The 24,831-nt window shown below is 49.0% G+C and carries 20 protein-coding genes and 1 tRNA gene; 15 read left to right on the top strand and 6 right to left on the bottom strand.

Features of this window, described 5'->3' with window-relative positions; genetic code table 11:
- The first annotated feature begins 401 nt into the window (after window positions 1-401).
- The 11 genes from LQ901_RS08550 to LQ901_RS08500 all read left to right on the top strand — a co-directional run bounded on the left by LQ901_RS08550 (window position 402) and on the right by LQ901_RS08500 (window position 14,141).
- Entirely contained in the window at window positions 402-1,802 is a 1,401-nt protein-coding gene (locus LQ901_RS08550) for an undecaprenyl-phosphate glucose phosphotransferase (protein ID WP_010862038.1), read from the top strand.
- 31 nt (window positions 1,803-1,833) lie between these two features.
- Window positions 1,834-3,141 carry an outer membrane beta-barrel protein gene (locus LQ901_RS08545; RefSeq protein WP_233672146.1) on the top strand — a complete coding sequence of 436 codons (1,308 nt, stop codon included), beginning with the start codon at window positions 1,834-1,836 and terminating at the stop codon, window positions 3,139-3,141.
- A gap of 22 nt (window positions 3,142-3,163) precedes the next feature.
- Window positions 3,164-3,775 carry a polysaccharide biosynthesis/export family protein gene (locus LQ901_RS08540; protein ID WP_233672145.1) on the top strand — a complete coding sequence of 204 codons (612 nt, stop codon included), beginning with the start codon at window positions 3,164-3,166 and terminating at the stop codon, window positions 3,773-3,775.
- A 27-nt stretch (window positions 3,776-3,802) separates the two neighbouring features.
- Window positions 3,803-5,980 carry a polysaccharide biosynthesis tyrosine autokinase gene (locus LQ901_RS08535; RefSeq protein ID WP_152135957.1) on the top strand — a complete coding sequence of 726 codons (2,178 nt, stop codon included), beginning with the start codon at window positions 3,803-3,805 and terminating at the stop codon, window positions 5,978-5,980.
- A 70-nt stretch (window positions 5,981-6,050) separates the two neighbouring features.
- Window positions 6,051-7,262 (top strand): lipopolysaccharide biosynthesis protein, encoded by a 1,212-nt coding sequence (locus LQ901_RS08530; RefSeq protein WP_152135956.1) that lies wholly within the window; start codon window positions 6,051-6,053, stop codon window positions 7,260-7,262.
- Complete coding sequence (locus LQ901_RS08525; protein ID WP_152135955.1) at window positions 7,259-8,641, top strand: capsular biosynthesis protein; 1,383 nt, start codon at window positions 7,259-7,261, stop codon at window positions 8,639-8,641. The genes LQ901_RS08530 and LQ901_RS08525 overlap by 4 nt, the downstream gene beginning before the upstream one ends.
- Complete coding sequence (locus LQ901_RS08520) at window positions 8,638-9,639, top strand: glycosyltransferase (protein WP_233672144.1); 1,002 nt, start codon at window positions 8,638-8,640, stop codon at window positions 9,637-9,639. Before LQ901_RS08525 ends, LQ901_RS08520 begins: the two co-directional genes overlap by 4 nt.
- 92 nt (window positions 9,640-9,731) lie before the next feature.
- A complete protein-coding gene (locus LQ901_RS08515; protein ID WP_233672143.1) occupies window positions 9,732-10,961 on the top strand; it encodes a glycosyltransferase family 4 protein in 1,230 nt (409 codons plus the stop codon).
- 99 nt (window positions 10,962-11,060) lie between these two features.
- Window positions 11,061-12,158, top strand: a complete 1,098-nt coding sequence (locus LQ901_RS08510; RefSeq protein WP_230406982.1) for a glycosyltransferase family 4 protein — start codon at window positions 11,061-11,063, stop codon at window positions 12,156-12,158.
- A gap of 123 nt (window positions 12,159-12,281) precedes the next feature.
- The gene (locus LQ901_RS08505) at window positions 12,282-12,734 is read left to right on the top strand and encodes a hypothetical protein (protein ID WP_052181230.1); all 453 of its coding nucleotides are present in this window, start codon (window positions 12,282-12,284) and stop codon (window positions 12,732-12,734) included.
- Between the two features lie 9 nt (window positions 12,735-12,743).
- Window positions 12,744-14,141: a DUF4832 domain-containing protein gene (locus LQ901_RS08500; RefSeq protein WP_152135953.1), complete on the top strand. Its 1,398-nt coding sequence runs from the start codon at window positions 12,744-12,746 to the stop codon at window positions 14,139-14,141.
- Between the two features lie 74 nt (window positions 14,142-14,215).
- Here LQ901_RS08500 and LQ901_RS08495 read toward each other — a convergent pair whose 3' ends face one another.
- Window positions 14,216-15,124: a LysR family transcriptional regulator gene (locus LQ901_RS08495; protein WP_233672142.1), complete on the bottom strand. Its 909-nt coding sequence runs from the start codon at window positions 15,122-15,124 to the stop codon at window positions 14,216-14,218.
- Window positions 15,125-15,258: 134 nt separating this feature from the next.
- On the opposite strand from LQ901_RS08495, the gene LQ901_RS08490 reads away from it, so the two are divergent.
- A complete protein-coding gene (locus LQ901_RS08490) occupies window positions 15,259-16,905 on the top strand; it encodes an alpha-keto acid decarboxylase family protein (RefSeq protein WP_233672141.1) in 1,647 nt (548 codons plus the stop codon).
- A gap of 1,440 nt (window positions 16,906-18,345) precedes the next feature.
- On the opposite strand, the gene LQ901_RS16895 is transcribed toward LQ901_RS08490, so the two are convergent.
- A complete protein-coding gene (locus tag LQ901_RS16895; protein WP_370635634.1) occupies window positions 18,346-18,564 on the bottom strand; it encodes a protease inhibitor I42 family protein in 219 nt (72 codons plus the stop codon).
- Window positions 18,565-18,927: 363 nt separating this feature from the next.
- Between LQ901_RS16895 and tpx the strand changes: the two genes are divergently transcribed.
- Both tpx and LQ901_RS08480 read left to right on the top strand, forming a co-directional pair.
- The gene (gene tpx / locus LQ901_RS08485) at window positions 18,928-19,431 is read left to right on the top strand and encodes a thiol peroxidase (RefSeq protein WP_233672140.1); all 504 of its coding nucleotides are present in this window, start codon (window positions 18,928-18,930) and stop codon (window positions 19,429-19,431) included.
- 522 nt (window positions 19,432-19,953) lie between these two features.
- Window positions 19,954-20,232: a hypothetical protein gene (locus LQ901_RS08480; RefSeq protein ID WP_233672139.1), complete on the top strand. Its 279-nt coding sequence runs from the start codon at window positions 19,954-19,956 to the stop codon at window positions 20,230-20,232.
- Window positions 20,233-20,900: 668 nt separating this feature from the next.
- On the opposite strand, the gene LQ901_RS08475 is transcribed toward LQ901_RS08480, so the two are convergent.
- The 3 genes from LQ901_RS08475 to LQ901_RS08465 all read right to left on the bottom strand — a co-directional run bounded on the left by LQ901_RS08475 (window position 20,901) and on the right by LQ901_RS08465 (window position 23,244).
- Window positions 20,901-20,977, bottom strand: a tRNA-Pro gene (locus tag LQ901_RS08475).
- Between the two features lie 165 nt (window positions 20,978-21,142).
- Window positions 21,143-22,993 (bottom strand): DUF3413 domain-containing protein, encoded by a 1,851-nt coding sequence (locus tag LQ901_RS08470; RefSeq protein WP_233672138.1) that lies wholly within the window; start codon window positions 22,991-22,993, stop codon window positions 21,143-21,145.
- Window positions 22,994-23,016: 23 nt separating this feature from the next.
- On the bottom strand, window positions 23,017-23,244 hold the full coding sequence (locus LQ901_RS08465) for a YejL family protein (protein ID WP_010862016.1): 228 nt from the start codon (window positions 23,242-23,244) through the stop codon (window positions 23,017-23,019).
- Between the two features lie 197 nt (window positions 23,245-23,441).
- On the opposite strand from LQ901_RS08465, the gene yejK reads away from it, so the two are divergent.
- A complete protein-coding gene (yejK, locus tag LQ901_RS08460) occupies window positions 23,442-24,452 on the top strand; it encodes a nucleoid-associated protein YejK (protein WP_084977824.1) in 1,011 nt (336 codons plus the stop codon).
- A 71-nt stretch (window positions 24,453-24,523) separates the two neighbouring features.
- Here the strand turns inward: yejK and rplY are convergent, their stop codons facing one another.
- Window positions 24,524-24,814, bottom strand: a complete 291-nt coding sequence (gene rplY, locus LQ901_RS08455) for a 50S ribosomal protein L25 (protein ID WP_010862014.1) — start codon at window positions 24,812-24,814, stop codon at window positions 24,524-24,526.
- Window positions 24,815-24,831 lie beyond the last annotated feature (17 nt).

The raw sequence follows: 24,831 nt of genomic DNA, 5'->3' as shown, positions 1-24,831 counted from the left end.
GCGGAATATGCTTAAATTACTCTGCTTTTTACTAGTTTTAACGCTGTAGTGTTGTTCGTGCGTGTTAGCGCTTATCGGTTGTATCAAATGTGTTAGTCGGTTCAGTAACCCCTAACTTGTTCATTATCGGTTGATGGATGAATAAGTATAAAAACACATTTGCATGACTACGCAGTGGAATATTACTGCGAGATATAAATCTATTTATCGGTAGGCGAATCAGAAGCGTGAATCGAATGACAAAAAAACAGTGAAACACACAGCAGCAAGCGATGTAAAAATCAGCAAATGGTAACAAAACGTGATCGTAAAAGAGTGTTTGTGAGCGGAAATGTATGGGACTCGCATCTCTGAAAGCAAACAGACTGTATAGAAGCTAACGCTTACAGCAGGCGCTGAAGATGAACAGAAATATCATAAAATTCGTCAAAAATGGCTACGGGGTCGTCCCTTTTGTTTGTGATGTTGTTGTCACCAATTATTTACTGAACTTTCATGAGTTTGGCGAAAAAATTGCCGATCGCACAGATGTCAGCATATTGATTACACTCTGCTTTTTACTGGTTGCCGGTAATGTGGGCGTGTATCGGGAAAATATTCGTCAACATCTGACTCACTGCTTATTTAAAGTGGTGACAGCATGGGTGATCACCGCCTTTTTGCTGTTCTTGATGATGCATTACATCGATTTTCTTGCCGAAGGCTATGCCGATGTCTCGGTTCGTGAGGCCGCGCTGTGGCTGAGTTTGCCGGTGATGGGATCATTATTATCGCGCGTGGTGATTTACGGCCTTAACTTACTGATGGTGCAATATGGCATCAACGTGCGTAATGTCGCGATCCTTGGCGCTACCGGTATTGGGTTGGCGCTGGAAAAAGAATTGGATGAAAATAAAGCATTGCGTCTGCGTAATATCGGCTTTTTTGATGATCGTGATGCAAATCGTTTCGGTTATAAATCACGCAAACCCATATTAGGAAATTGTGCAGAATTAGTCCGCCTTATTAACGAAGGGAAAGTCGACGAAGTTTATATTGCGTTGCCGCTAGAAGCGCGTGGTCGAATTAACCATTATTTAGACCAACTGTCAGATACTACGGTAGATACTTATATTGTACCGGATCTGTATGCCTACAGCTTGCACCATACGGTAGCCAAATCGGTCGGTAATATCAGTACGTTGAGCGTATTTAGCTCGCCATTTGATGGTATTGGTGGTTTTATCAAACGGGCGGAAGATATTATCTTAGGGGCGTTGATTTTACTGCTGATTTCACCGGTTTTATTGTTTGTGGCTATCGGTGTGAAATTATCATCACCGGGGCCGGTGCTATTTAAGCAAGACCGCTATGGCTTAGGCGGTAAATGCATCAAAGTCTGGAAGTTTCGTTCCATGAAAGTTATGGAAAACTCAGATAAAGTGGTACAGGCGACGCGTAATGATCCACGGGTAACCCGATTTGGCGCATTTATTCGTCGAACCTCGTTAGATGAATTACCGCAGTTTTTTAATGTGCTGCAAGGTTCGATGTCGATTGTTGGCCCGCGCCCTCATGCGGTGGCGCATAACGAAGAGTATCGGGCGATTGTTAACCGCTATATGGTGCGTCATATGGTGAAACCGGGCATTACGGGGCTGGCGCAAATCAACGGTTTTCGCGGTGAAACCGATACCGTGGATAAAATGGAAATGCGGGTGAAATACGATTTGCGTTATATCCAAACATGGTCGCTGGCCTTGGATATCAAAATTATCTTCCTGACCATCTTCAAAGGATTTGTGGGTGAAACGGCCTATTAAGGCAGTTCAGGAGTGTCGGAGCGCCATTAAGATGAGCGCGGCAGATGTGCGGCAGTTTGTGCCGTGGCCTGTGCTGTGCTCGCTGGCGGGGCTATTACTGCCGGCTTCGGTGCTGGCACAATCGGTTATTGCTGCCGCTGAGCCACTGGCGGTAAACCATCGTGGGCCGTGGGGCGTACAAATTCAGACGCGGTTAGATAGCGAGTATGGTTACAACAGCAATGTCACTGCGCAGCGTGATCCGGCGTTGGCCATTGGCTCTAATTATTATGGGCTGACTCCGTCGCTGCGCGTCTCTGGGCAGCGCGGTCAAGACCGCTATGCGCTTTCGTATCAAGGCGCTTATCGCCAGTATACGGCCAGTTCTGCAGACAGTTACTATGATCAGCGTTGGGCGTTGAATACACGCTGGCGTTATGGTTTACGTCATGCGCTGGCCTTGAATGCGTCGCTCGATAAATCCCATGAGTCGCGCGGAGAAGAATTAACCGAAGGCTTTAGCCAGCGCCAGTTAGAAGGCTTCGGGGTGACGCGCGAGATGCCGTTTACGCTGGATGATACTGAGCTGCGTTACAGCTACGGTGCACCTGAGGCGCGCGGTAAGCTTGAAGTGGCGCTGCAACAAAAAAATAAGCGTTATCAGGCATTATCGTCGTATACCCCAGATTTTGCTGAGTATGTGGATGAGAAAAATTGGCGAGAGAATACGCTAATTACTGAGCTGTTTGATCAGGTTTCGCATGAGTCTCGCTTTCGTTATACGTTGCAGACCAATCAGCGCCACTATCGGGCATCGCCACAAAACGATACCAACGATTACTTTGCGTGGTTTGGTGTGCGCTCGCAGTTAACGGGTAAAACTAAGGCCGATGTGAACATCGGTTGGTTGCACAAAACCTTTGCCGCTGGCGAGTCGCGCACCTTTGATGGTTTGAATTGGGATGTGCGGGTGGATTGGATGCCGGTGAATCGGTCGCAGTTCAGTGTGGTCACTTGGCAGCGCGCGGTCGATCCAGATTCATCGGGCGTATACGTGAATCAACGCCGTTATGCGCTGGGCTGGCTCTATAATGTGACGCCGTCGCTGGCGGTACTGACCGATTACCGATTTACCCGAGAAAAATATCAGGGCAAACAACGCAGCGACAGCTTTCGTGATTTTTCGCTGGGCATCGAGTATCGGCTACGCCCATCGGTACTGCTGAGTATGAATTATCTGCGCTCGTCGCACAGCACCACCAATCCGACTGATCCTTTGTTTATCGGTAATCGGTTTGTGGAGCGAGATATTGGCTATGACAGAAATGCCGCTGCATTGGCGGTCAAAATCGCATTTTAACCACAAGGATGCGCTGACATCGATGAAAAACACGTTGTTATTGATACTGACCAGTTTGGTGCTGACGCTGACCGGATGTGCGACTTTATCGCCGGTTTCGATTCCTGTGTCGACGGAATACCATTTGGGGGCAGGGGATGAGATCAGTATTCAGGTCTATGACGCGCCGGGGCTATCGATGCGCGTGACGATTGGCCCGGGCGGCATGATTAACTACCCGTATTTGGGCGAGGTGAAGCTGCAAGGGCAAACGACCGAGCAGTTAGTGCAAACGCTGACCCAGGGTCTGCAAGACGGCTATTTGGTTAATCCGCAGGTGACGGTGAATATTACCCGTTTTCGCGATGTGTACATTGGTGGCGAGGTGGAAAACCCCGGCGCTTATGCTTACCGCCCTGGGCTGACGGTGGAAAAGTTGATTGCATTGGCCGGTGGTTTTACTGATCGTGCCGATCGCCAAGCTATCGAGCTGCGCACCAGTACCTCGCAGGAGAATCCAGCTCCACAGGGGAATACTGCAAAAGTGCCGTCGGATGCGGGACAAAAAAGTAGCCCAAGCCGTGTGAGTCCGGTCAGTCTGGAGCAGAAATTACGGCCCGATGATTTGGTGACGGTCGCGCAGAGTTTCTTTTAATTGTTAACCCAAACAGATAGATAATCTATGGCGTCATTATTGGTTGAAAAAGGCATGAAGCTGGAAAGTACGCTGGATTTTAGTCGAGTGACGGCTGAGATCCGGCGTGTCTGGCTGCGTATCGTGCTGTTCGTGGTGCTGGTATCGGCGCTGGCGCTGCCGTTTATTATCGGCATGACGCCGGTTTATCAAGCTTCGGCTACGTTGCTGTTTCGTGCTGAGGCTGAAAATGTCTCGCCGGTTGAGAACGTCTACCGTTTTGACTCAACTCGCAAAGAGTACTACGACACCCAGTTCCAGATTTTGCAATCCCGTCGCATTGCCGAGCAGGTGGTCGATAAGCTCGGTTTAGCTGCGTTGCCTGAGTTTGCCGGTGGGGCAAAAGGCGGCTTGCTTAGTCGTTTATTGGGGCGATCTGCTTCAGCCCCAGTGGCGCCGGATTTGGCACGTCGTCATGCGGTAGATTGGTTACTCAAGCATCTCACCGTGACGCCCATTCGCAATACCCAGATGGCTGCAGTGACCTTTGAATCGCCGGATGCGAAGCAGGCATCACAGATAGCGAATGCGGTCGCGCAGGCTTATATCGATTTTTCTATTGAGCAGCGTTTGGCGGCCACGTTGCAAGCATCGCAGTGGAATAAAAACCGCTTGGCCGAGCTAAGCCGGCAGATCACTGCGCAGGAAAAGAGCCTGAATGACTTTTTGCAGCGCAATGGATTGATTACCTTTCGTGGTGTTGATGGCCTGCAAACCGAAGAGTTAGGGATTATTACCAACAAACTGGCGGATGCGCGCGAGCAGCGCATCGCGGCGTTGGCGCAATATCAAGCGATCACTAAATCAGATGGCAGCTATATTGCTGATTTGTCGGCGATCCCTGAAGCATCGAGCCATCCCCAAATTCAGGATTTGCGCATTGCGCTGATTAAAGCGCAAGAAAACTTGGCTGAATTAACCCGCGTGTACGGTGATAAGTTCGACAAAGTGCAGCAGGCCAAAGCTCAAGTGGCAGCGATCCGAGCGCAGACGCAGGTGGTATTAAAAGAAATTGCTGACGGGATTTATCAGCGTTATCAAGCGGCGCTGAAAAAAGAGCAGCAATTTCAACAGGCGTTAGTGCAGAAAAAAGCGCAGTTCAGCCAATTGGCTGAACAAACCGCTGAATATGACAATCTGAAAAACAATCTGAATAAAACCCGTGAGTTGTACAACGCGTTTTACCAGCGCCAACAAGAAACGCAGGCGAATAGTACGTATACCGAAGCCAGCGCGACCTTGTTTGAGCCTGCCGAGCAGCCATTGCATCCAGCCAAACCGAATAAGCCGTTATTCCTGATTATGGTGGCGGCATTTAGCGGCGTGCTGGCGGTGTGTTTTGTGGTGGTGAAAGCGTCGCTGGCTAATACCGTGGATACGCTGACCCAAGCCGAGCGCCGTTTGGGGCGTGCGCCTTTAGGCGAGATTGTGCGCCTTGCTGACACCACACTGACGTTGCCAGATATGGTGCGCTTGAGCAGTTTAGAGCCGCAACTTAGTGAATCAGTGGATGGACTGCGAGCCGCTCTGTTGTTGCAGCCACACGCTTATCCGTTACTGATGGTGAGCTCGACGGCTAGAGGTGAGGGCAGCAGCACGATCAGCGCCTTACTCGGGGCGGCGTTGGCCCAAGACCGGCCTACCTTGCTGATTGATGCTAACTTGCGCGATGGTCATGTCAGCCGCAGTTTTGCGGCTACCGGTGTACCGGGGCTGGCGGAGATACTGGCCGGTACAGCGGAAGCAAACCAAGCCATTTTACCGGCTACTGCGGATCGCCCTTGGGCGCTATTGCCGGCGGGTAAGCCGACGGTATCGCCGTTGCTGGCGTTGTCTTCCGAGCGATTACCGGCATTGTTGCAAGCGCTACGTGGCTACTACGCGCGCATTATCATTGATGTTCCGGCGGTTACGACTTGCAAAGATGCGCTGCTGGTGGGCCGTTACGTGGATGGCTGTGTGTATGTGGTGAAATCCCGTGAGCTGCCGACGAATCAGATTTTGTCGGGTTTGCAAGCGTTGCAGCAGCAACAGATCACGCTAGCCGGTTTGGTGCTCAATCAGGTTCCGGAATCATTGGTGGAAGGGGCGGAGAACTTGCTGCCAGCCGGTGGGCAACCGGCATCGCACGTTGCCGATCAGGGCGACGCGAGCTTGCTACCATAATGAATTCGGCGCCCATAATGAATGTGATTGCCCTGATGAGTCTAGTTACCGTGATAAACGTGGTTCGTGTATGAGTCTGATTAAAAGTGCCACCACCATTGGTGGTGCCTCGGTGATCTCGCAGGTGATCGGGGCGGTGTCGGTCTGGCTGATTTCACACAAATTTGGCATGAATGAAGTGGGCACATACGCCCTGACTTACAGCGTGGCCTTGATTGGTGCGCAAGTAGCCATGTTTGCCTCTCAGTTGTTACTGCCTAAGGTGACCGATGAAGAGGTACCGGCATCGGTGATGTTTTGCTTGCTGCAAGCGTGGCTGATCCCGCTGCCGTATACCTTGCTGATGTTGCCTTTTTTTAGCCTCAACCCGTGGACGACTTATCTTCTAACCGTGACCCATGCGCTGATTTTGGTAGCGGAAAATCTGGCACTGCGTAGCGAACACTTTCGGCGTTTGGGCTTGCAGCGCATTTCGGCGTCGTTAACGGTACTGGTGTGTTTGGCATTAGCGCCATCGGCCGGCATTTTCTACTGGGCGTGGGCGCTGCTGCTGTTTGTGGTGATTGGTGCGTGGCTACTGAACGCCTTTGACATGCGCCGCTTGCAGCGCCGCGATGCGTCGTTAACGGCCATCGCGGCTTATTGGCGTACACATCGGGTGCATTTGAGTGGAATCGGCAGTGCCGAGGTGCTGGCGATGGCCACCGCGAACTTGCCGGTGATGTTGGTTAATTACTGGTTTTCTCCGCTGGTGGCCGGTTACTTTGCGGTAGTTACCCGTTTTTGTTTAGCGCCGGTACAGATTATTGGCAATGCGGTGCGTAACTCGGTGTTTTCGCGCTGGTCGGTGGATTTTCGTCATCAGCACTTTAATGCGACGGAATTTGCCAAAGTGCGCTGGTTGCTGCTTGGCATGGGCGCGGCGGCCGTAGTGGGGATCTGGATTTTCTATCCCCTGATTATGCATGCTTTTTTCGACAGCCAATGGGTGGATTCGATTCAAACCTCGCGCTATATGCTGCCATATGTCTTTACCGCGCTGGCTATTTGTCCACTGACTGTCATTGAACTGGTGTATGGCTCGGCGGGGTACTTTTTGCGGATCCAAATTGAGCAATTGCTGGTGGTGGTCGTGTCGCTGCTGGTTCTGCCGTATTTCTACCCGAACTATTCGTTGGCGGTGTTGGCCTATGCGTCACTGACGGCACTGCGTTATGCCTTTATCTACTTGCGCGTGAATCATCGCGCGCGTTTGCTCACGCAGCACGGTGTGCGCGGATGAACACCGCGACCTACATGCAAGGCTACCTGTTCACCACCTTGGTGGTGTGCGGGTTGGCGCAATATTTTACTGGGGTGTCAGCTTTTTTGTGGCTGCCCTTTTTGTTGGCGTTAGGGATGGTGCTCCTGCTGCCACTGCAAACCCGCTATAGCCCCTTGCATTTGGATCACTCGACAACCTTATTGCTGGTGTTGTTTGCCGGTTTCTTTTTATTGGCGCTGTTAACCACCTTACTGCAAAACGGCGTGGCCGTGACCATTGTCGGCATGAAAAATGAACTGGCGCTGTCACTGATCTTCCCAGCCTTGCTGCTGGGTTTTTGCCGCGAATCGCAGATTTATCGTATTACACGTTGTTTTTATTGGGTGTTCTATCTGCAAATTCCGGTGGTGTTGTACCAGATTTTAGTGGTGGTGCCGCATCGCGTGGCGGTGAAAGGCGAGTTTGAAAAGTGGGATTCGGTGGTCGGCACGTTTGGCGGCGATCCGCTTGGCGGGGGGAATACCGGAGCGCTCGGTATGTTTTGCTTGCTGATCATGCTGCTTAAACTGTCAGAGTTTAAATACGGGCTGACCAGTAAAGGGTCGCTCGCGCTGCACCTGTTGCTGGCTTTTGGCCTGTGTGTGCTCGGCGAGATCAAATTTGTCATTTTCCTTGCGCCGCTGTTGTTGGCATTGGTTTGGCTGTCGCCTAGTTATATTCGCGGGATGAAAAGCTTTGATCTGAAAAAGCTGCTGTTGATTGCGTTGGGCTTGGCGCTGATTTTAGCGCTGGCGGTGATCATCTTGGCGGCATCCTACTCATCGGCTTTTGGGGCCGGGCAAACCAATGGGGCGCTGGATCTGTTCTTGGACTCCCTGAGCTATATTTTTGACCCGCACCATATCAACCCAGAAACCGGCGAACTGGGTCGGATGACCACCTTTTTCTTCTGGGCTGCCAATGCAGATTTGCATGGTTTTAGTAATGTGCTGTTTGGTTATGGCTTAAATACCACTAACCACGGGAGCACGGTTGCACCGGGCTATCTGAATCTGGTGTTCAATGTGCTGCTCGATTCTACTTCGCTCAGCATGATGCTGTGGGAATTAGGGCTGGCGGGCAGTGTGCTGTTTATTGCGCTATTTGGGGGCGCTTGTGTACTGGCGTGGCCGAAGCCGCTGCTGGAGCGTGCCGCCATGAGCGAATCCGATGTGCGATTGGTGAGTTATCAGCCGGCGTTTGTGGCGTTTACCATCGCCTGTTTGTTAAGCCTGCCTTACAGTCAGTTACTGATGCTCATCCCGATGCTGCAATTTTTGTTTTATTTTGTCTTGGGGGCCATGTTGGTGATCCGCAACGCGGTTTATCAGGTCGCACAAAGTGGTGAAGCACAATGAATTCATTACCGTTTATCTCCGTCATCATTAAAACCTTCAACGAACAAGACGGCATTGGCCGCACCATTGATAGCGTGCGCGCCGGCATGGGGGATTACCCACATAAAATCATCGTGGCAGACAGCCTATCGACCGATAACACCACTCAGATAGCCAGCGAGCGCGGGGTAACCGTGGTTTCGCTGCAGCACGCCGAAGAGCGCTGCTGCGGGGTGGGGGCGCATTTAGGTTATCTGTTTAGCCAAGGCGATTATGTTTTGTTGCTGGATGGCGATATGCAGTTAGCGCCGGAGTTTTTACCGGCGGCAGTGCAATTTTTACAGCAGCAACCGCAGTATGCTGGCGTGGCCGGACAAGTTGAAATGGATGACGCTACCAGCTACGAATTTAAATCACGTAAACAGCGTCTGCACCGCATTTATCCGTTAGGTGATTGCCAATGGCTAAGCGGCGGTGGCTTATACCGGCGCAGTGTTATCGAGCAGATTGGTTATCTGACCAACCGCAATTTACACGCCTATGAAGAGGCCGATTTGGGTATTCGCATTCGTCATGCCGGTTACAAGTTGCATCGTCTGGCGGTGCCGTTTTTCCATCATACTTCTTACACCATGGGTTCGCTGGCGCTGCTGAAGTTTCGTTGGAAACTGGGCTACCTTTTTGCCAGTGGCGAGCTGGTGCGTAGTGCGTGGGGTCAGCCTTACTTACGTGAAGTATTAGGCGTGATCCGTAACGAGTTGGTGTTTGGCTTATATCTGCTGCTGTTATTACTGGCACTGCTGGTGTCTGCGGGAGTGGGCAACGGTTGGATTGCGGGTGTAGCCGTATTACCGCTGTTGGCCTTTGTCGGCCTGAAAACAGTGAAAAATCGTTCTTTGGTGGATGCACTACGCAGTGTGCTGAATCTGACGGTGTATGCCGCAGGACTAGCTCGAGGCCTATTTTTAACGCCCAAATCACCACGTGAATACCCTGAGCATCGGGTGATTAATCCCTAAGCGTGCGAATAGAACTCACCAATAACGGGCGACAGATAACCGAGTAACAGGAGCGTGTTCGGATCCGAGAATCGGAACGAAACGAGGCAAGCATGAAGATTTTGCTGGTTAACAAATTCTTTTTCCGCAAAGGCGGCGCGGAAACCGTTCTGTTTCAAGAGCGGGAGATGCTACAGGCGGCGGGCGTTGAAGTGATCGATTTTTCGATGCAGCATGCGCGGAATTTTCCATCGCCGCAGGCGGATTTTTTTGTCTCCAATGTGGAGCTCGATCGCGACCATAATGCTCTGGATAGCCTGAAAATCGCAGCTAACTTTATCCATAACCGGGAAGCGTGCGCCAAATTAGCTGCATTGATCCGCCAAGAGCGGCCCGATATTGTGCATTTCCACAATATTTATCATCAGCTGACGCCTTCGATTATTCGGGTTGCCAAGCAGATGGGCTGCAAAACGGTGCTGACCGCGCACGATCTGAAAATTGCCTGCCCAAGTTATAAGATGCTGCGAGACGGCAAGCCGTGTGAGCTGTGCTCGCACGGCTCGGTATGGAATGCGACCCGTTATCGCTGCCAAGACGGTTCGCTGGGTAAAAGCCTGCTGCTGTCGCTGGAAGCGCAATATCACCTGTGGCGCAAAAGCTATCAGGATGTGGATGTCTTTATCGCGCCGAGCCAATTTATGGCCGGTATGATCCGTCGCCGTTTACCGCATGCTGACATCCGCGTCATTGTTAATGGGATGGATGCCAGCGCGATTACGCCAGCCAAAGCAGAAGATGATCAGGGCTATTTCCTGTTTTTAGGCCGTTTGATGCCGGAAAAGGGCGTTGAAACCTTGGCCAAAGCGCAGCAAAAGATGCGTCATCCCGCCGCTTTGCACATCGTGGGCGAAGGCCCATTGCAGGCGCATTTACAACAGCACTATCCGCATGCGCAGTTGTTGGGCTTTATGCAGGGTGAGGCGCTCAATGCGCAGCTGCGCCATTGTCGCGCGGTGGTGGTGCCGTCTGAGATTTACGAAAACTGTTCGATGTCGGTATTAGAAGGCATGGCGTGGGGCAAACCGGTCTTGGGCACGCGCATCGGCGGGATCCCTGAGCAAATCCGTGATGGTGAAGAGGGCTTTTTATTCGGTTTTGCCGATGCCGATGAACTGGCGGCTAAAATGGATATCTTGGCACAAGACAGCGCGCTGGCTCACCAGATGGGCTGCCATGCACGCCAGCACCTGCTGGATAACTACACACTGCAAGCTCATCAAGCGGCACTGTTAGCCTTATACCGCGAGTTGCACCCAGAGTCACAGCGTACATCTTACTGAATTACATCAAGAGGTCATCAGCCCATGGCTGTTTCAAATTCGGAAATCGATCCGGCATCTGCGCCGCACTCTACAGCCTCATCTGCCGCTCCGCGCGTGATGGTGCTGGGTACCCGTGGGATCCCGAATGTCTTGGGCGGCGTCGAAACCCACTGTCAGGCGCTGTATCCGGCATTGTTGCAAGAGTCAGAATGGCAGGCCACGGTATTAGCGCGTGCGCCGTATGTGGATTATGTTCGCAGTGAATACCGTGGTGTGCAGCTGCGCGCCTTGCCTGCGCCGAAGAAAAAATCCCTTGAGGCAATCGTACATTCGGTATTGGCCGCCTTGTACAGCCGTTTTCACCGCTGTGATATCGTGCATGTGCATGCTATTGGTCCGGGTTTAGTGGTGCCATTATTGCGCCTGCTGGGTAAAAAAGTGGTCTTTACCCATCATGGCCCCGATTACGAACGTCTGAAGTGGGGCGGACTGGCTAAAGCCATGCTGCGGTTAGGCGAAAAATGGGCGGTGACTTATGCCAATGAGGTCATTGTGATCTCAGAGGTGATTAACGATCTGATTAAAAAACAGTATCAGCGCCACGACGCGCATCTGATTTTTAATGGGGTGGAGCCTGCTCAATTGCCTGATGAGGCCAAGCGTAGCGAAATTTTAGCCACGCATGGGCTGATGGCTGGAGAGTATCTGGTGGCGGTCGGTCGGCTGGTGGAAGAGAAGGGGCTGCATGATTTGATTGCTGCCTATCGTCAGTTGCAGACATCATTGCCATTAGTGATTGTCGGTGATGCTGACCATGAAACGCAGTATAGCCGCAAGTTAAAAGAGCAAGCTGCGGCGACACCGGGCGTGATCATGACCGGATTTCTCTCTGGCGATGCACTGCGTACCGTGTTTTCGCAGGCGCGCTTGTTTGTGATGCCGTCCTACCATGAAGGTTTGCCGATCGCTCTGTTGGAAGCTATGTCGTATGGTTTGCCGGTTCGCGTGAGTGACATTCCGGCTAATTTGGCGGTGAAATTGCCGGATGAGTGCTATATCCCTGTAGGGGATAGCAGCGCGATGGCGCACGCGCTACAAGCGCAGTTAGAGCAGCAGGCGCCCACTCCGCCGGATTATTCCCATTATTTGGCATTGTATGATTGGCTGCAGATTGCTCGGCAGACTGCCGCGGTTTATCGACAGACTTATCGATAGACTTATCGATAGGTGCAGGGCGAATAGCGGTACACCAAGCGTGGAACAAAAGTACTCGGCACACAGAGCAACACTAAATCATCCACGAATACAGCAAACCCACGAATCAACAATGAGACAGGCATGGTGAAAAGCGAACAACAAGCTGCCGCATCCCATTCAGGGCGAACACCGGCGCAAGAGGCGGTGATCCGCCGTCTGCATTTAGCGCTCGGTGATGAGATGCTGGCAAGTCTCACGGCAGAGCAGAAAGACCAGCTTGAGCATGCCGTGATCCTGATGAATGTTGCTAATCGCCATGTGGTGGATGTACGTAAAACGTTTGGGTTCTCGCGCTGGCGCTATTACGTGGTGTTTTTGTTAGGTCGTGATCGCCGAACTCAGGTACGGCGGGAAGGGCGACTGTCTGGTTTTTTACGCACGCTGTTGGTTCTGTTGGCTATCGGCGTGACATTTGCCGCGGCGGTTTTGGTGCTTTATCTCATCAAATCGGCGCTTGGCATTGATATTTTTAAAGATTATTCCTTTGGCATTTGGGATTGGTTTCGCCACACCGTTCTGGGTGCCAATGGATAAGGGAATCTGATGAAACCGATATATTGGCTGGGCTTGCTACTGTGTACCTTCAGTGCACAAGCTGCCGAGAGCGGTATGATTACTGTACATCCTCAGCCGCTCGATACCATTTTGACCAACCCCGGCATCGGGGTAGAGACATTTCAGGATAACTGGGGCATGCCATTGCAAACCCCTGAGCAGTATCCTGCCACTACGGTGGATTATTACCGTTTTTATTGGGATGAGCTGGAGCCGCAAGAAGGGCAAATCAACTTTGCCATGCTCGATAGCATCATTGCCAAAGCCAAGGCGCAAACACCATCCAAGCAAATTGCATTGCGGGTGATGGATTTGGATGAGCCGACCAGTGGCTCAAAACTACCGCGCTGGTTGATTGATAAGCCGATTCGCGGCAATTGGACTGCTGATAAATCCACGTTCGTTCCCGATTATGCCGATCCGGTGTTTCAGCAATATGCCGCGAAACTGCTCAATGCACTGGGCGCGCGTTATAACGGGAATCCCCAGTTGGCCTACATTGATATTGGTGTGGTCGGCTCGTGGGGCGAATGGCATCTGAGTAATTTTCCACAAGAAGAGCCATTGGCGCAGCGCTACACGCCCGAGCAGTTAAATGCTTATGTGGATATGCACCTTAAAGCCTTCCCTGATACGCCCAAAATCATGTTGATCAATGAACCCAATAGCTTTGCCTATGCGCTGAAGCAGGGCACTGGCTGGCGCGCAGATTGCCTCGGTGATTGGCATAATTTCTCCGATACGTGGAGCCATATGCGTGATGAGTATCCGCAGCGCTTGCAGCAAGCCGCCGCCGAAGGGGCTCCCGTGGATAGTGCATGGCAGCACGCGCCGGTGAGTTTTGAAGTGTGCGGGAAGATGTCGCAGTGGCAGACGATTCAGCATTATACGCGTGCAGAAGTGCAAGCCACCTTTGATTGGGCACTGGCGCAGCACATGTCGACACTCAATCTGAAGTCCGACCCGATCCCCGCCGAGTATCGCGATATCGTAGACAACGCACTAAAGAAAATGGGATATCGCATTTCATTGCAAAGCTTGACCCATCCGGCCACTATTGCACCAGGACGCACGCTGACGTTGACCGGAGAGTGGCGTAATGAGGGCGTGGCACCCGCGTATGTTCACTATCCGCTGAACTATCGTTTAGTGGGTGCGAAGGGTAACGTGATTAAGCAGTGGACTAGCCGCAGTGATATTCGTCAGTGGCTACCGGGTGAGCATCAGACCCTAGACAGCATCACGTTGCCGAAAAAAATACCGGCAGGCAATTATGCACTGGAATTAACCTTTACCAATGCTTACCAAAAGCCAGCGTTGAATTTGGCCAATGAAGGCAAGCAAGCGTCGGGGTGGTATCGCGTTTCTCAAATAGAGATTAAGTGATCTTTAAGTATTAAATAGAGCCATGCCTTACCATGGCTCTATCTGTTATTGATAGAGCAGGCAGGCAACGGCAATTACAGAATAAAATCAGGCGAGACATCAAAATGTAGAATATTCGCCGATACCTCAATCCACGCCTCACAACCTCGGCTGATGACATCTCCAGAGCGGCGAATTAACCCGACGTCATAGGGCAGGGGCGGATCGCTCACCGGGATTGCAGCAAAGTCGGATGCAGTTTTGTTTTGCCAGACGGATGCCGGAAGCAATGAAATTCCCATGCCGGATCGTACCATGGCCGTAACCAATTCAAAGTTACTGCTGCGACCGACGACCTTGGGAATTAGCCCATGTAACCCGAAGGCACTGTAGATTAACTCATTGACTTTAAACTGCTCGGCAAACAGGATAAAAGGCTCGCGGGCGAGCTCCATAATAGAGACATGACTTTTCTGACTTAATGGATGCTGACGTGGAGCGACCATCACCAAAGAGTCTGTAGCAAATTTTTGGATTTTATACCCTTCAGCATGCATGGGGAGCATTGCTGCTGCAATTTCGATAGCTCCACTATGCAGAGCATCCTCTAATTGCGGAGTTGGCATTTCAACAATTTCAAGTTCGACTTTGGGACAACGTTTACGAAAAGTAAATAATATTTCTGGGAAATAAACTGCACCAATAATAGGCGGTAGCCCAACTTTTAATATACCAGTTATTTCTTCACTAATATCATTCATCTCTATGTGTAAATTATTTTCCTGCTGCAGAATGTTTTCAGCATAACGTAACAAAATACGTCCGCGGTCAGTTAAACGAACCCCGCGCGATTCACGAATTAATAGCTCCCCGCCTAACTCATCCTCAAGTTGCTTAATCGCCCGGCTAATCGCAGGTTGCGTGACATGCAGCGTTTCTGTAGCACGGCCAAAACCATTATTTTTCACCACTTCAATAAAATATCGGAGCTCGCGTAAATTCATGTTAATCCCAAGTGAATAACGTTTTGTTATGAGGGCGATAAAAATAAAGCATTTCCATTATGCGAGGGATAAACAAATACTGCAATTACGCAAACGACCTCGTTTGTTAGCATAAATTAATTGAGGAAAATATTATGGCTAAGACTGTTATTCAACATGTACTGTCCCGCCTGTACGATCTGGGCATCAGTGATATTTTCGGTGTTCCTGGTGATTATGCTTTTCCTATCGAAGATGCAGTGTGTGAAGATAATCGCCTGCGCTGGATTGGTAACTGTAATGAGTTAAATGCGGCATATTCAGCCGATGGTTATGCCCGTATTCATGGTATGGCTGCGCTGAGTACCACCTTTGGTGTTGGGGAGCTCAGTGCTATCAGTGGCATTGCGGGCGCATTTGCCGAATCGCTGCCGATTTTCCACTTGGTAGGGATGCCGGCAAGCAGTGTGCAAGCCCAAGGCGGACTCGTACACCACACATTGGGTGATGGTCATTTCACTACGTTTTATGAAGCCACTGCGCCGTTTGTGTGTGCTCGTGCAATTATGACTCCGGAAAACTGTGTGGCTGAAACGGAACGCTTGATTGCTGCGGCTCTGCGTGACCGTAAACCAGTATACATGGTTTTCCCGAGTGATTATGCCACCATGCCTGTAGTGGAAATGGCTGTGCCTGCCGCGGTGACAGAAAGCAGCGATCCTGTGGTACTGACTGAAGTGGTCGATATTCTGGTTGATCGCTTGAATAACAGTCAGCAAGCTTGCGTGCTGCCAGGGATCTACTTAGCGCGTCATGGTGTGCGTCAAGAAACGCTGAGTCTGATTGAAGCGGCGAACCTGCCGTTTGCCACCATGATGATGGATAAGAGCGTGCTGGATGAAAGTCATCCCAACTATATCGGGATGTATAACGGCAATTTGATGGACGCGAATGTCCGTGATTTTGTTGAAAGCAGCGATTGTGTGTTGAGAGTCGGCGCGATTATGTCGGATTTCAACACTGGCGCATTTACAGCTCGTCTCGATAGCCGTAAGTGTATTGCCATCATGCCGGAGTCAGTGCAAATCGGCGGGGCTGTGTATAACCGAGTGCTAATGAAGGATGTGCTAGAGGCGGTGGCTAAAAAAGTCAGTAAAAAAGCTTTCCCGGCACATGCACCAAAAGTTACAGCACTGCCAGTAGTGACTGCCAGTGGCAAGATTACGGCAGAATATCTTTATTCACGTTGGCAACAAATGCTCAAACCGAATGACATTTTGATGGCTGAAACTGGTACATCATCTATGGGCTTAGGTTTTGCTCGTATGCCACAGGGTTCGACTTTCCACAATCAAACTTTGTGGGGCGCGATTGGTTGGGCTACCCCAGCGGCCTTCGGTGCGGCAATGGCGGCACCAGAGCAACGTACGGTATTGATTACCGGTGAAGGCTCACACCAGCTGACCGCGCAGGAGATTAGCCAGTTTTATCGTTTTGGCTTGAAGCCGCTGATTTTTGTTCTCAATAATGATGGATACTTAATCGAGCGTTTATTGTGCAAAGATGGTGACATTTATTACAACGATCTGGCGCAGTGGAAATATGAAAAACTGCCAGAAGCGATGGGATGTGAAAACTGGTTTACCGCTCGTGTCACGACTTGTGAGGAGTTGGATGCCGCAATTCGCCAAGCTGAAACTTGCGGTACGGGTGCTTATATCGAAGTGATTACAGAGAAGTATGCATCATCAGAGCTTGCTGAAAAATTGCATCAATCTATCAACTCACTGTACTCGGCTTAAGTTTCAGAATCTTGAGTATTGTGTACACAAGTAGATTATTTTAAAAAGCGTAAAGGCCATCCATCATGATGGCCTTTATTTTTACGCAATAAATGTTAGAACTATCAAACTACCATGTTCAACTTTACGAATTATTTATGCATTAGTTTATTGGTATTCTTTTTATAAATGAATGTGTGGCGTAAAATTTCGACAATAGTTGACGAGAAAAACATATTTGTTTAAAACTGATTTTGTATGGCATAAAGCTGTTATCTGTCTCTTGCTTTATGGTAGCTAAGCGGTCATAACTCCTGTATTATCCATTGATTTTAATGACATTTTCAGCTTGGTTTTGATGCGGGATGAATAACATGTCTATTGTTTTGCTTAAATAAGCAATGAGGGTTGATGGATGCTAGTGCAAGGACGTTTCTGGAATCTGGCGATAGCAAGAGTATTGGCTATTGTATGCGCATATTTTATTTTGCTTTTTTCTCTCGGTATTATGCAGCATGCATTCAGCCATACCGTCATGGATGAGGCGATTAAACAGATAAAGTATTTGGCTGCGTTTTTGTTCTTATCTTCGAGCATTCACCCGTCATTCTTCGAAAGTCTGCTGGCAGCCTGTTATTTACTCGTTGCGGTCTGTTCGTATTTATTGTGTGAGCAACTCTTATCTTCACTATTCCTACGTTTGTGGTCCAAACCGTAAGTGAGAGTAGTTTGTATTTCAAATAAGCGGCCAATTCGTAGGCAAAGAGCGAGTTAAAAATGCAATTAATGCTTTTCCATATTGTCAATCTATTTTAGAAGTTAAAGTATCTTAGTGAAAATTACTTTTACTGACTTCTAAATCATCACACAATAATCGAGTTGCATGCGATATGTAATGAAATTGCTCTGCGCATGCAAATGCATATTTACTCTTGTGATCTTTATCAATACAATCCTCTCCTTCAATCTGGCCTCTTGAACGGTTGGTGCTTTAGTGACAAAAAAGTACATTAGTATTATTTCATTTATTATTACTATTGTTGCTGTCACTTTGATGCTGGGAATATTTCAAGCATCAAGTCTCAGTCATGCGATGTTTTCCGCAGAAAATAATTTCATGTGGATGGTTTTCCTCATGCGACTTTTCTTTGGCATTGGCCTAGAGGTGGCAAGAGTCATCGTTTCTTTAACGATCATTTCTTCGTGTGTGCTCTTTTATTGGATGATTCGTCATTTATTGATAATGACTTTTATTGATAAAAAGGAGTCATCAACAGAAGAGTCTAATTCGCAAAATAAAATTTAAGCGACATAAGTTAACATTATGATTTATTTGCAATAGTAGATCATAGTGCCATAACCGGCTCAACGCATCTTTGAGCCGGCCATTCATTAGAGAAGTGCAGTCGATAATTATTCATTGACACTAATCTTAATACTTTGTGTTTTCTGAGAGAGTTTCTAAAAATGTCTTGCATATTGCAGGACTAAATCACCATGCCCTTTATCAATCCCGACGAGTTGAAGAGTGGTTTTGCCATCGCAGCTCGACATGCTAGGTTTGCAATCAGTAGAAGGCTGATAATTCATATTGAGCAGAGCAACTTCATCTGGTCGTTCCCTGAGCAGCAATGTATAGCCTGTGGTTGGGTTGGCAGGTAATTCAATAAGATGCTGCAAATGCTGATACAGATGGAAAATTGAAATGCTAATACATTAATTTCAGAAGTATTAATGTGATGCATTTCCCGCAATTTGTATTGGTATATGTGACCACAATCAATAAATAGGTAAGGTAATAACGTAATAGGTAATTTCAAGCGCCACGTTATCGCTCTGGCCTCCCGTGGAATAGCTGCACCGTTATCTCTCCCGATAGCGGTGCATTTTTTTATCTTTAGCTGGCTGCTTTACCCATCAAAGTAAACTAATCATGACAGTACGCCGTAGGGGATTACAAAGCCCTCTACTTTCTCTGTGTTTGTCGCTGTGTCCCTTGGTTATACTCAAGAGGTTAATTAACTAGGCAAGCAAGGATTGTACATGAGCACAACGGTTACCCGCAGAGGCGTTCCGGTTGAAGTAGCCGGGCATTTCCCCGCTAAAGGCGAACAGGCCAAGCCTTTTACGCTGGTGGATAAAGATCTGAATGATGTCACGCTGGCCAGCTTTGGTGCGCAGCGTAAAATCTTAAATATTTTTCCAAGCATTGATACTGCCGTGTGTGCCACGTCAGTTCGTAAGTTCAATGCTGAGGCGTCTGGCTTGAATAACACAGTCGTGCTGTGCATTTCAGCAGACTTGCCGTTTGCTCAAGCGCGCTTTTGTGGCGCAGAAGGGCTAGCAAATGTCATCACGTTATCAACCCTGCGCTCCGCATCTTTCATGCAAGATTACGGGGTAGCCTTCACCACCGGTTCAATGGTCGGATTGGCGGCGCGCGCTGTGATTGTGCTAGATGAAAACAATCATGTACTACACAGTGAATTGGTTGCTGAAGTGGCGAATGAGCCCGATTATGCCGCGGCACTGGCAGTACTGAAGTAACTAAAACTCGATTTTTTCACGTTAAAGTAAGCCCGCTGGTCACCGCGGGCTTTTTTTATGGCCAATTTGGCATGCGGTGGTTAGCTACTTTGGAATGCAAGGCAAAAAAAAGCCAGATACGGATCTGGCGAGGGAAATTCAACACACAGGAGAAATGAATGCAGTGAAATACTAAAAAGACAGAGGACTAACTCTGCCTTTACGTTAGCGAGATCTCGGGCAAGGATCACGTATGAAAGCGTATCAGTATGGCTTAATCCGTAACGAAATTACTTTTGTTCATCACTACCTAAATAATAATCAGGAAATAATATCCATGAGTAATTACCGAGTGTGATTATTTTCAGTGAGTGAACTCGTATGATTGAGCGTTGTTTCGAAGTGATGTTGCAAGTATCAATCATATATTCTGATACAAATCATATTCATTATTATCACAAAAGCGAACATTCATGTGTTTACCTGTATTTACGTTCTCCATACAATCATAGGCATTGAATGCGATTTAGGTAGGGGATAACCATGAAAAGAACAACCATTTTGATTGTTTCTCTGCTTATCACTCTCGCCATGGCATTATTGATTTTGGGCAGTTTCCATGCGCAATCATTAGAACAAGCAATAAGATTAGCGGAAAGTGATTTTTTATGGATGGTCTTTTTTGTTCGTTTATATTGGGGGGCAAACTTACTTTTCTCTCGCGTCATTGCATTGCTGACAGTCACCGGCTCGTGTGGGCTGTTTTTTATGGTCGTCACTTTTTTGTTGAATATGAGTTTCCCCCAAAAATTGATGGAGTAACCCGCTGAGAGTGAAAAAATAATATAGGAACACTTCACTTTATGACCATACTCAATGAGTTGCCCATGCAAATTTTAAATTGCTCTGGAAATCATCTGGATAGAGATATATTGGGTTATAGTTGCGACATTTTGGTTAATCCTGCGCTTCAATTTGTGATATTTACCGCACAACCATAATTCCTCCATGAAACACGACTAATAGACTTATATTATCGGCGGGTAGCATATGAATTCAGCACCACGTATAGCATTGGCAGCGCGTGGGGTTGCTGCACCAGTACCATTACCCTCGGTGCTGGTGCTTTTTTATGTTTTTCCATCTAATGATCTTTTTTGATTTATTCCCTGTGTTAGAGCTATTGCTCTTTTCCCCCATCATCTAAGCCCTCTTCCATGAGAGTGATGCTATTCGCGTTTTGGCGCTGACAATTTTCTGATGCCGCATCCTGATGTAAGAAAGATTTAATAAGGCAGGGGTGTTGTGGGCATTCCACAGTATTGGCAAGGAAAGCATAAGCGGTTAAATAGGGGAGAGGGGCGCGCAGTTGTGGGGATAACTTATTTGGAGCTCTGCGCGAGGGGGGTTCCTCTTTATGTCCAAATTTCAGTATTACCCTTGATTCAAAAAGAAAAACCAGCCATATAGGCTGGTTTTAAGGGAATTTTTGGTCGGCATGACTGGATTCGAACCAGCGACCCCTGACACCCCATGACAGTGCGCTACCGGGCTGCGCTACATGCCGACTGAATGCTATCCTACTGATTTAATGGATAAATGCAAGTCGGCAAATTAAAAAAGCCACAAAGCTGCCAGCCGGCTCACAGAACCGGACTGCGCGGCTGATGTCAGCATCAATATGCGCGTCGGTCTGTGGGTAGGTCATCATGTACTGATGACCTATAACCGCTTAGTCAGTGATAAATCGCCGCACTTCTTTCAATGCTTGCAGCAATACCGCCAGCCGTGGTTTGTCTTCCGGCAATGGCTTGTAATTGTTGTCATAGGCATTGAACTGGCCACGGTTATCCAGTTGCATCTGCTGATCTGGGCTGATGATCACCAACTGATTCGCGTCTCCGGCCAAGATCCAGTTATTTTTGCGCTCAGGCGTAAACAGGTTTTCACCCTGTGAGTAGTCTGAGGTTGGATTGGTCACGTGCAGCAAATCTTGCATCAACGTGGTGGAGACATCCAGATTGCTGGTCAGCTTTTGTACCGTGGCAGCAGGTTTACCTGGCCAGTGGATGACCAACGGCACACGCAGCTCATACGGGCTGAAACTTTGGTTATAACCCCAGCGGTTATGGCCGCTCTCGTTAAACTCCATGCCGTGATCCGAGGTGATAATCACAATGGTATTTTGCAGCAGGTTATCTTGCTGCAAAGTGGTAAATACCTTCTGCAATTGTTCATCCACACTGGTGACAGCTTTGGCGTATTTGGCTTCTAGCTCAGTGGCGCTGGTGGCTTGAATAGCATCTTCGTTGCTGTTTTCCAATCCACGGCTGCGCTGGCTGATGGCTTTATCGAAGGCGGCCGGCACGCTGTAATTGACGTAAGCAAACCACGGCTCTTTACGATCTGGTTGGGTAACCCACTGTTGCCAGCGCTGTGTTACGGCAGCATCACTTTTCACCAGATTTTTCGGATGGTTTTTCGGTAGATAAAAACCATTGAACAGCGAACGTCGATAGAGCGGGGCAGCGAAGCCATTGGCAGAGAACAGACCCATTTGGTAGTTCTGCTTTTGCAGCAAATCGATCATCTCTGAGGATTTTTGAATCGAGAGAATGCCATCCAAATAGGTTGGCGTAATACCATAAAACAGCCCGAACAGGCCGCTATTGGCATTGTTGCCGTTGCTAAAGTTGTTGGTAAAGCGCTGTGCGCCATCCGCAAACTGATTAAGCACTGGCATCTCTTGTGGATTAAGGGCGTCAGCCCGCAGGCCGTTGACCACAATCATCAAGACATTATAACGAGGTGCGCCCGCCGGAATTTGGTAGTTCACATCTTCACGCGGATAGTGAACGGTTGAGGCATCTGGGCTGCCAAATTGACTGCGTTGCTGGGCGTATTCAGCCTGATCCAAGAAACCATAACGCTCCAAAAAGCGCTTAGCGGTCATTGGATAATACAGCGGCAGGTTGGCCTTTTGCATGGTGATTGGGCGATACAAAGTCGCATCGGCCCAGCTGTACACCAGATGAGCGGTAATAAAGCAGGCGATAAAGAGCACTGCAAAATAGCGGTCGAAGGTACGACGGCTCAGGCTGCGTAGCTTGTTCCAGCTCCAGTTGGCGAACAGTAGCTCAATCAAGAAGATAAGTGGAACGGCCACAAACAGTAACTGCCAATTGCGCGAAAGCTCGCCATCATCAGGATTGACGAGGATTTCCCACACCACTGGACTTAGGTGCAAGTGGAACTGGCTGAAAACTTCGGTATCAACTAATAATAAGGTAAGACCACTGGTCGCCAGAATGACAGCAACCAGCCGTAAGATCCGTTGCGACATCACCACAAAGGTGAGCGGGAACAGAATTAGCAGGTAAGCGGCAAAGCCTAAAAAACCAAAATGCCCGATCCAGCTGACAAAGGCATAGACCCGTCCGAATAGTGTCGGTGGCCAGTCGGCGGCCAGAAAATAGCGGCTACCAATCGCCAGTGACGCCAATATGTTAAATAAGGCAAACCAGTGTCCCCAGGTAATCATCTGGGACACTTTTTCTCGGTACTGCGGGCCGGTCTTGAACATCAGGCTTCTGCCACCCCTGTCATTTATTGCAGTTTCTCTTCTTTAACAGAAGAAAGCAGTGCATCGGCAAAAGAGCGTGCAATCACTTTACGCTGTGCCGGGGCAATGCTGGAGTTAATCACGTTAGTGACCATATTACCTAAAACCATCAGCGACAGGTCAACCGGAACCTGATGACGCTCGAGAGTTTCAATCATTTCATTCAGAATTTGTTCGACTTTTTCGTCGCTGTAACGAGATTTTTGTGGCATTAAACTGTGCTCATAACGGTGTTTTAGTGGAATATGATACCTAAAGCGCCTGCCGATTTCTGCTTTTTTGTGCACTGACCTGTTGATTGCTTTTCGGTTGCGCTGTGAGAGGCAGGGTGATTCAATATCCCCTTATTCAAAACCCTCACAAAAGCTTGGCTTTTGATGAATCAACGCGCATGCGGAGAAACGGCAACATGACCCTTAAAGTTAACCATATCGTACTGCACCAACTGGTCAAACAAGATGAATCAACGCTGCAAATGATCTTGCGTGATTCCTTACTGACCGTCAGTGACGCCACTGAGCAGATGATGGAGGAACTGCACCGGGTATATTCCGCTAAGGCCGGTAAGGCGTATGGCCTGTTTGATGCTGAAAGCCTGTTTGCCGATAAGCTGCGGGCGCTGGTTCAGCAGCAAACCGATTTTCTCTCTTTTTCCCGTGAGGCGACCACGCAGCTGCGTGATGAGTTGGCCAAATACCCGTTTGCCGAAAGCGGTGTGGTGGTGATGTGCCAATATCGCTATCTGGCGTCAGAATACCTGTTCATTGCCCAACTGAACAGTTGCGTCAGTATGCGCGTCAACGAAGCACTGGATGTGAGCACGACGCAGTATTTGGACATCAATCATCTGGATGTGGCGGCGCGCATTGATCTGACCGAGTGGCAGAGCAACCCAGAATCGCAACGCTATCTGACTTTCGTCAAAGGCCGAGTAGGGCGTAAAGTGTCCGACTTCTTTATGGATTTTCTTGGCGCGGCAGAAGGGCTAGATACCAAGGCGCAAAACCGTGGCTTGCTGCAAGCGGTGGATGACTATTGCGCCGAAGCGCAGTTGGATAAAAGCGAGCGTCAGGAATACCGCCAGAAGGTTTACAGCTATTGTAATGAGCAGCTGCAAGCGGGCGAAGAGATTGCGCTGAAAGAGCTGTCTAACGAGTTGCCAGAAGTGGGTGAGCAAAACTTTTATCAGTTTGCCGAGCAACAAGACTACGCACTGGAAGAAACCTTCCCGGCCGATCGCAGCACACTGCGTCAACTGACCAAATTTACCGGCAGTGGCGGTGGCATTACGCTGAGTTTTGATGCCTTACTGATGGGCGAGCGAATTTTTTGGGATCCAGCAACAGATACCCTGACTATCAAAGGCACGCCACCGAACCTGCGTGATCAGCTGCAGCGCCGTGGTGGTTCTTCTTCTTGATCGACAAATGATAGATAACAAAAAACGCCGCAATTGCGGCGTTTTTTTCATCGGTCGAAGCGCGAAAAAAATTAAGCGCGAACGAAGTCGATGTGAGTTACTTTTGGCTTGAACGCGTGACGCTGCATAGCCTGAACTTTAACTTTTACTTCTTCGCCAGCGATAACCAGAGTCAGTTCGCTGTTGTAGAAAGCGTCATTCTTTTGCACGTTGATGATAGCGTCGTGGTCCAGAACGATAGATACTGCTGGCTTGTTGCCACCGTAAACGATAGCAGGGATTTTGTTAGCAGTACGCAGGCGGCGGCTCGCACCCTTACCCTGCTCTTTGTCAGAACGAACTTCAGCGTTGAAAGTGAACATTATTGTTTCTCACTTAA

This window comes from Plesiomonas sp. PI-19, assembly GCF_021368255.1.
Taxonomy (GTDB): domain Bacteria; phylum Pseudomonadota; class Gammaproteobacteria; order Enterobacterales; family CAMTGL01; genus Plesiomonas; species Plesiomonas shigelloides.
Note: the sequence above shows the minus strand (reverse complement) of the source record. Positions and strands in the feature narration are given on the sequence as shown.

Bases quoted from the DNA above. Each gene is read 5' to 3' on its own strand.
- LQ901_RS08520 (WP_233672144.1), top strand. From the start codon at position 8,638: ATGAATTCATTACCGTTTATCTCCGTCATCATTAAAACCTTCAACGAA.
- LQ901_RS08495 (WP_233672142.1), bottom strand. From the start codon at position 15,124: ATGAATTTACGCGAGCTCCGATATTTTATTGAAGTGGTGAAAAATAAT.
- LQ901_RS08465 (WP_010862016.1), bottom strand. From the start codon at position 23,244: ATGCCACAAAAATCTCGTTACAGCGACGAAAAAGTCGAACAAATTCTG.
- LQ901_RS08545 (WP_233672146.1), top strand. From the start codon at position 1,834: ATGAGCGCGGCAGATGTGCGGCAGTTTGTGCCGTGGCCTGTGCTGTGC.
- LQ901_RS08540 (WP_233672145.1), top strand. From the start codon at position 3,164: ATGAAAAACACGTTGTTATTGATACTGACCAGTTTGGTGCTGACGCTG.
- LQ901_RS08515 (WP_233672143.1), top strand. From the start codon at position 9,732: ATGAAGATTTTGCTGGTTAACAAATTCTTTTTCCGCAAAGGCGGCGCG.
- LQ901_RS08500 (WP_152135953.1), top strand. From the start codon at position 12,744: ATGAAACCGATATATTGGCTGGGCTTGCTACTGTGTACCTTCAGTGCA.
- rplY (WP_010862014.1), bottom strand. From the start codon at position 24,814: ATGTTCACTTTCAACGCTGAAGTTCGTTCTGACAAAGAGCAGGGTAAG.
- LQ901_RS08550 (WP_010862038.1), top strand. From the start codon at position 402: ATGAACAGAAATATCATAAAATTCGTCAAAAATGGCTACGGGGTCGTC.
- tpx (WP_233672140.1), top strand. From the start codon at position 18,928: ATGAGCACAACGGTTACCCGCAGAGGCGTTCCGGTTGAAGTAGCCGGG.
- LQ901_RS08535 (WP_152135957.1), top strand. From the start codon at position 3,803: ATGGCGTCATTATTGGTTGAAAAAGGCATGAAGCTGGAAAGTACGCTG.
- LQ901_RS08470 (WP_233672138.1), bottom strand. From the start codon at position 22,993: ATGTTCAAGACCGGCCCGCAGTACCGAGAAAAAGTGTCCCAGATGATT.
- LQ901_RS08525 (WP_152135955.1), top strand. From the start codon at position 7,259: ATGAACACCGCGACCTACATGCAAGGCTACCTGTTCACCACCTTGGTG.
- LQ901_RS08505 (WP_052181230.1), top strand. From the start codon at position 12,282: ATGGTGAAAAGCGAACAACAAGCTGCCGCATCCCATTCAGGGCGAACA.
- LQ901_RS08490 (WP_233672141.1), top strand. From the start codon at position 15,259: ATGGCTAAGACTGTTATTCAACATGTACTGTCCCGCCTGTACGATCTG.
- yejK (WP_084977824.1), top strand. From the start codon at position 23,442: ATGACCCTTAAAGTTAACCATATCGTACTGCACCAACTGGTCAAACAA.
- LQ901_RS08530 (WP_152135956.1), top strand. From the start codon at position 6,051: ATGAGTCTGATTAAAAGTGCCACCACCATTGGTGGTGCCTCGGTGATC.
- LQ901_RS08480 (WP_233672139.1), top strand. From the start codon at position 19,954: ATGAAAAGAACAACCATTTTGATTGTTTCTCTGCTTATCACTCTCGCC.
- LQ901_RS08510 (WP_230406982.1), top strand. From the start codon at position 11,061: ATGGTGCTGGGTACCCGTGGGATCCCGAATGTCTTGGGCGGCGTCGAA.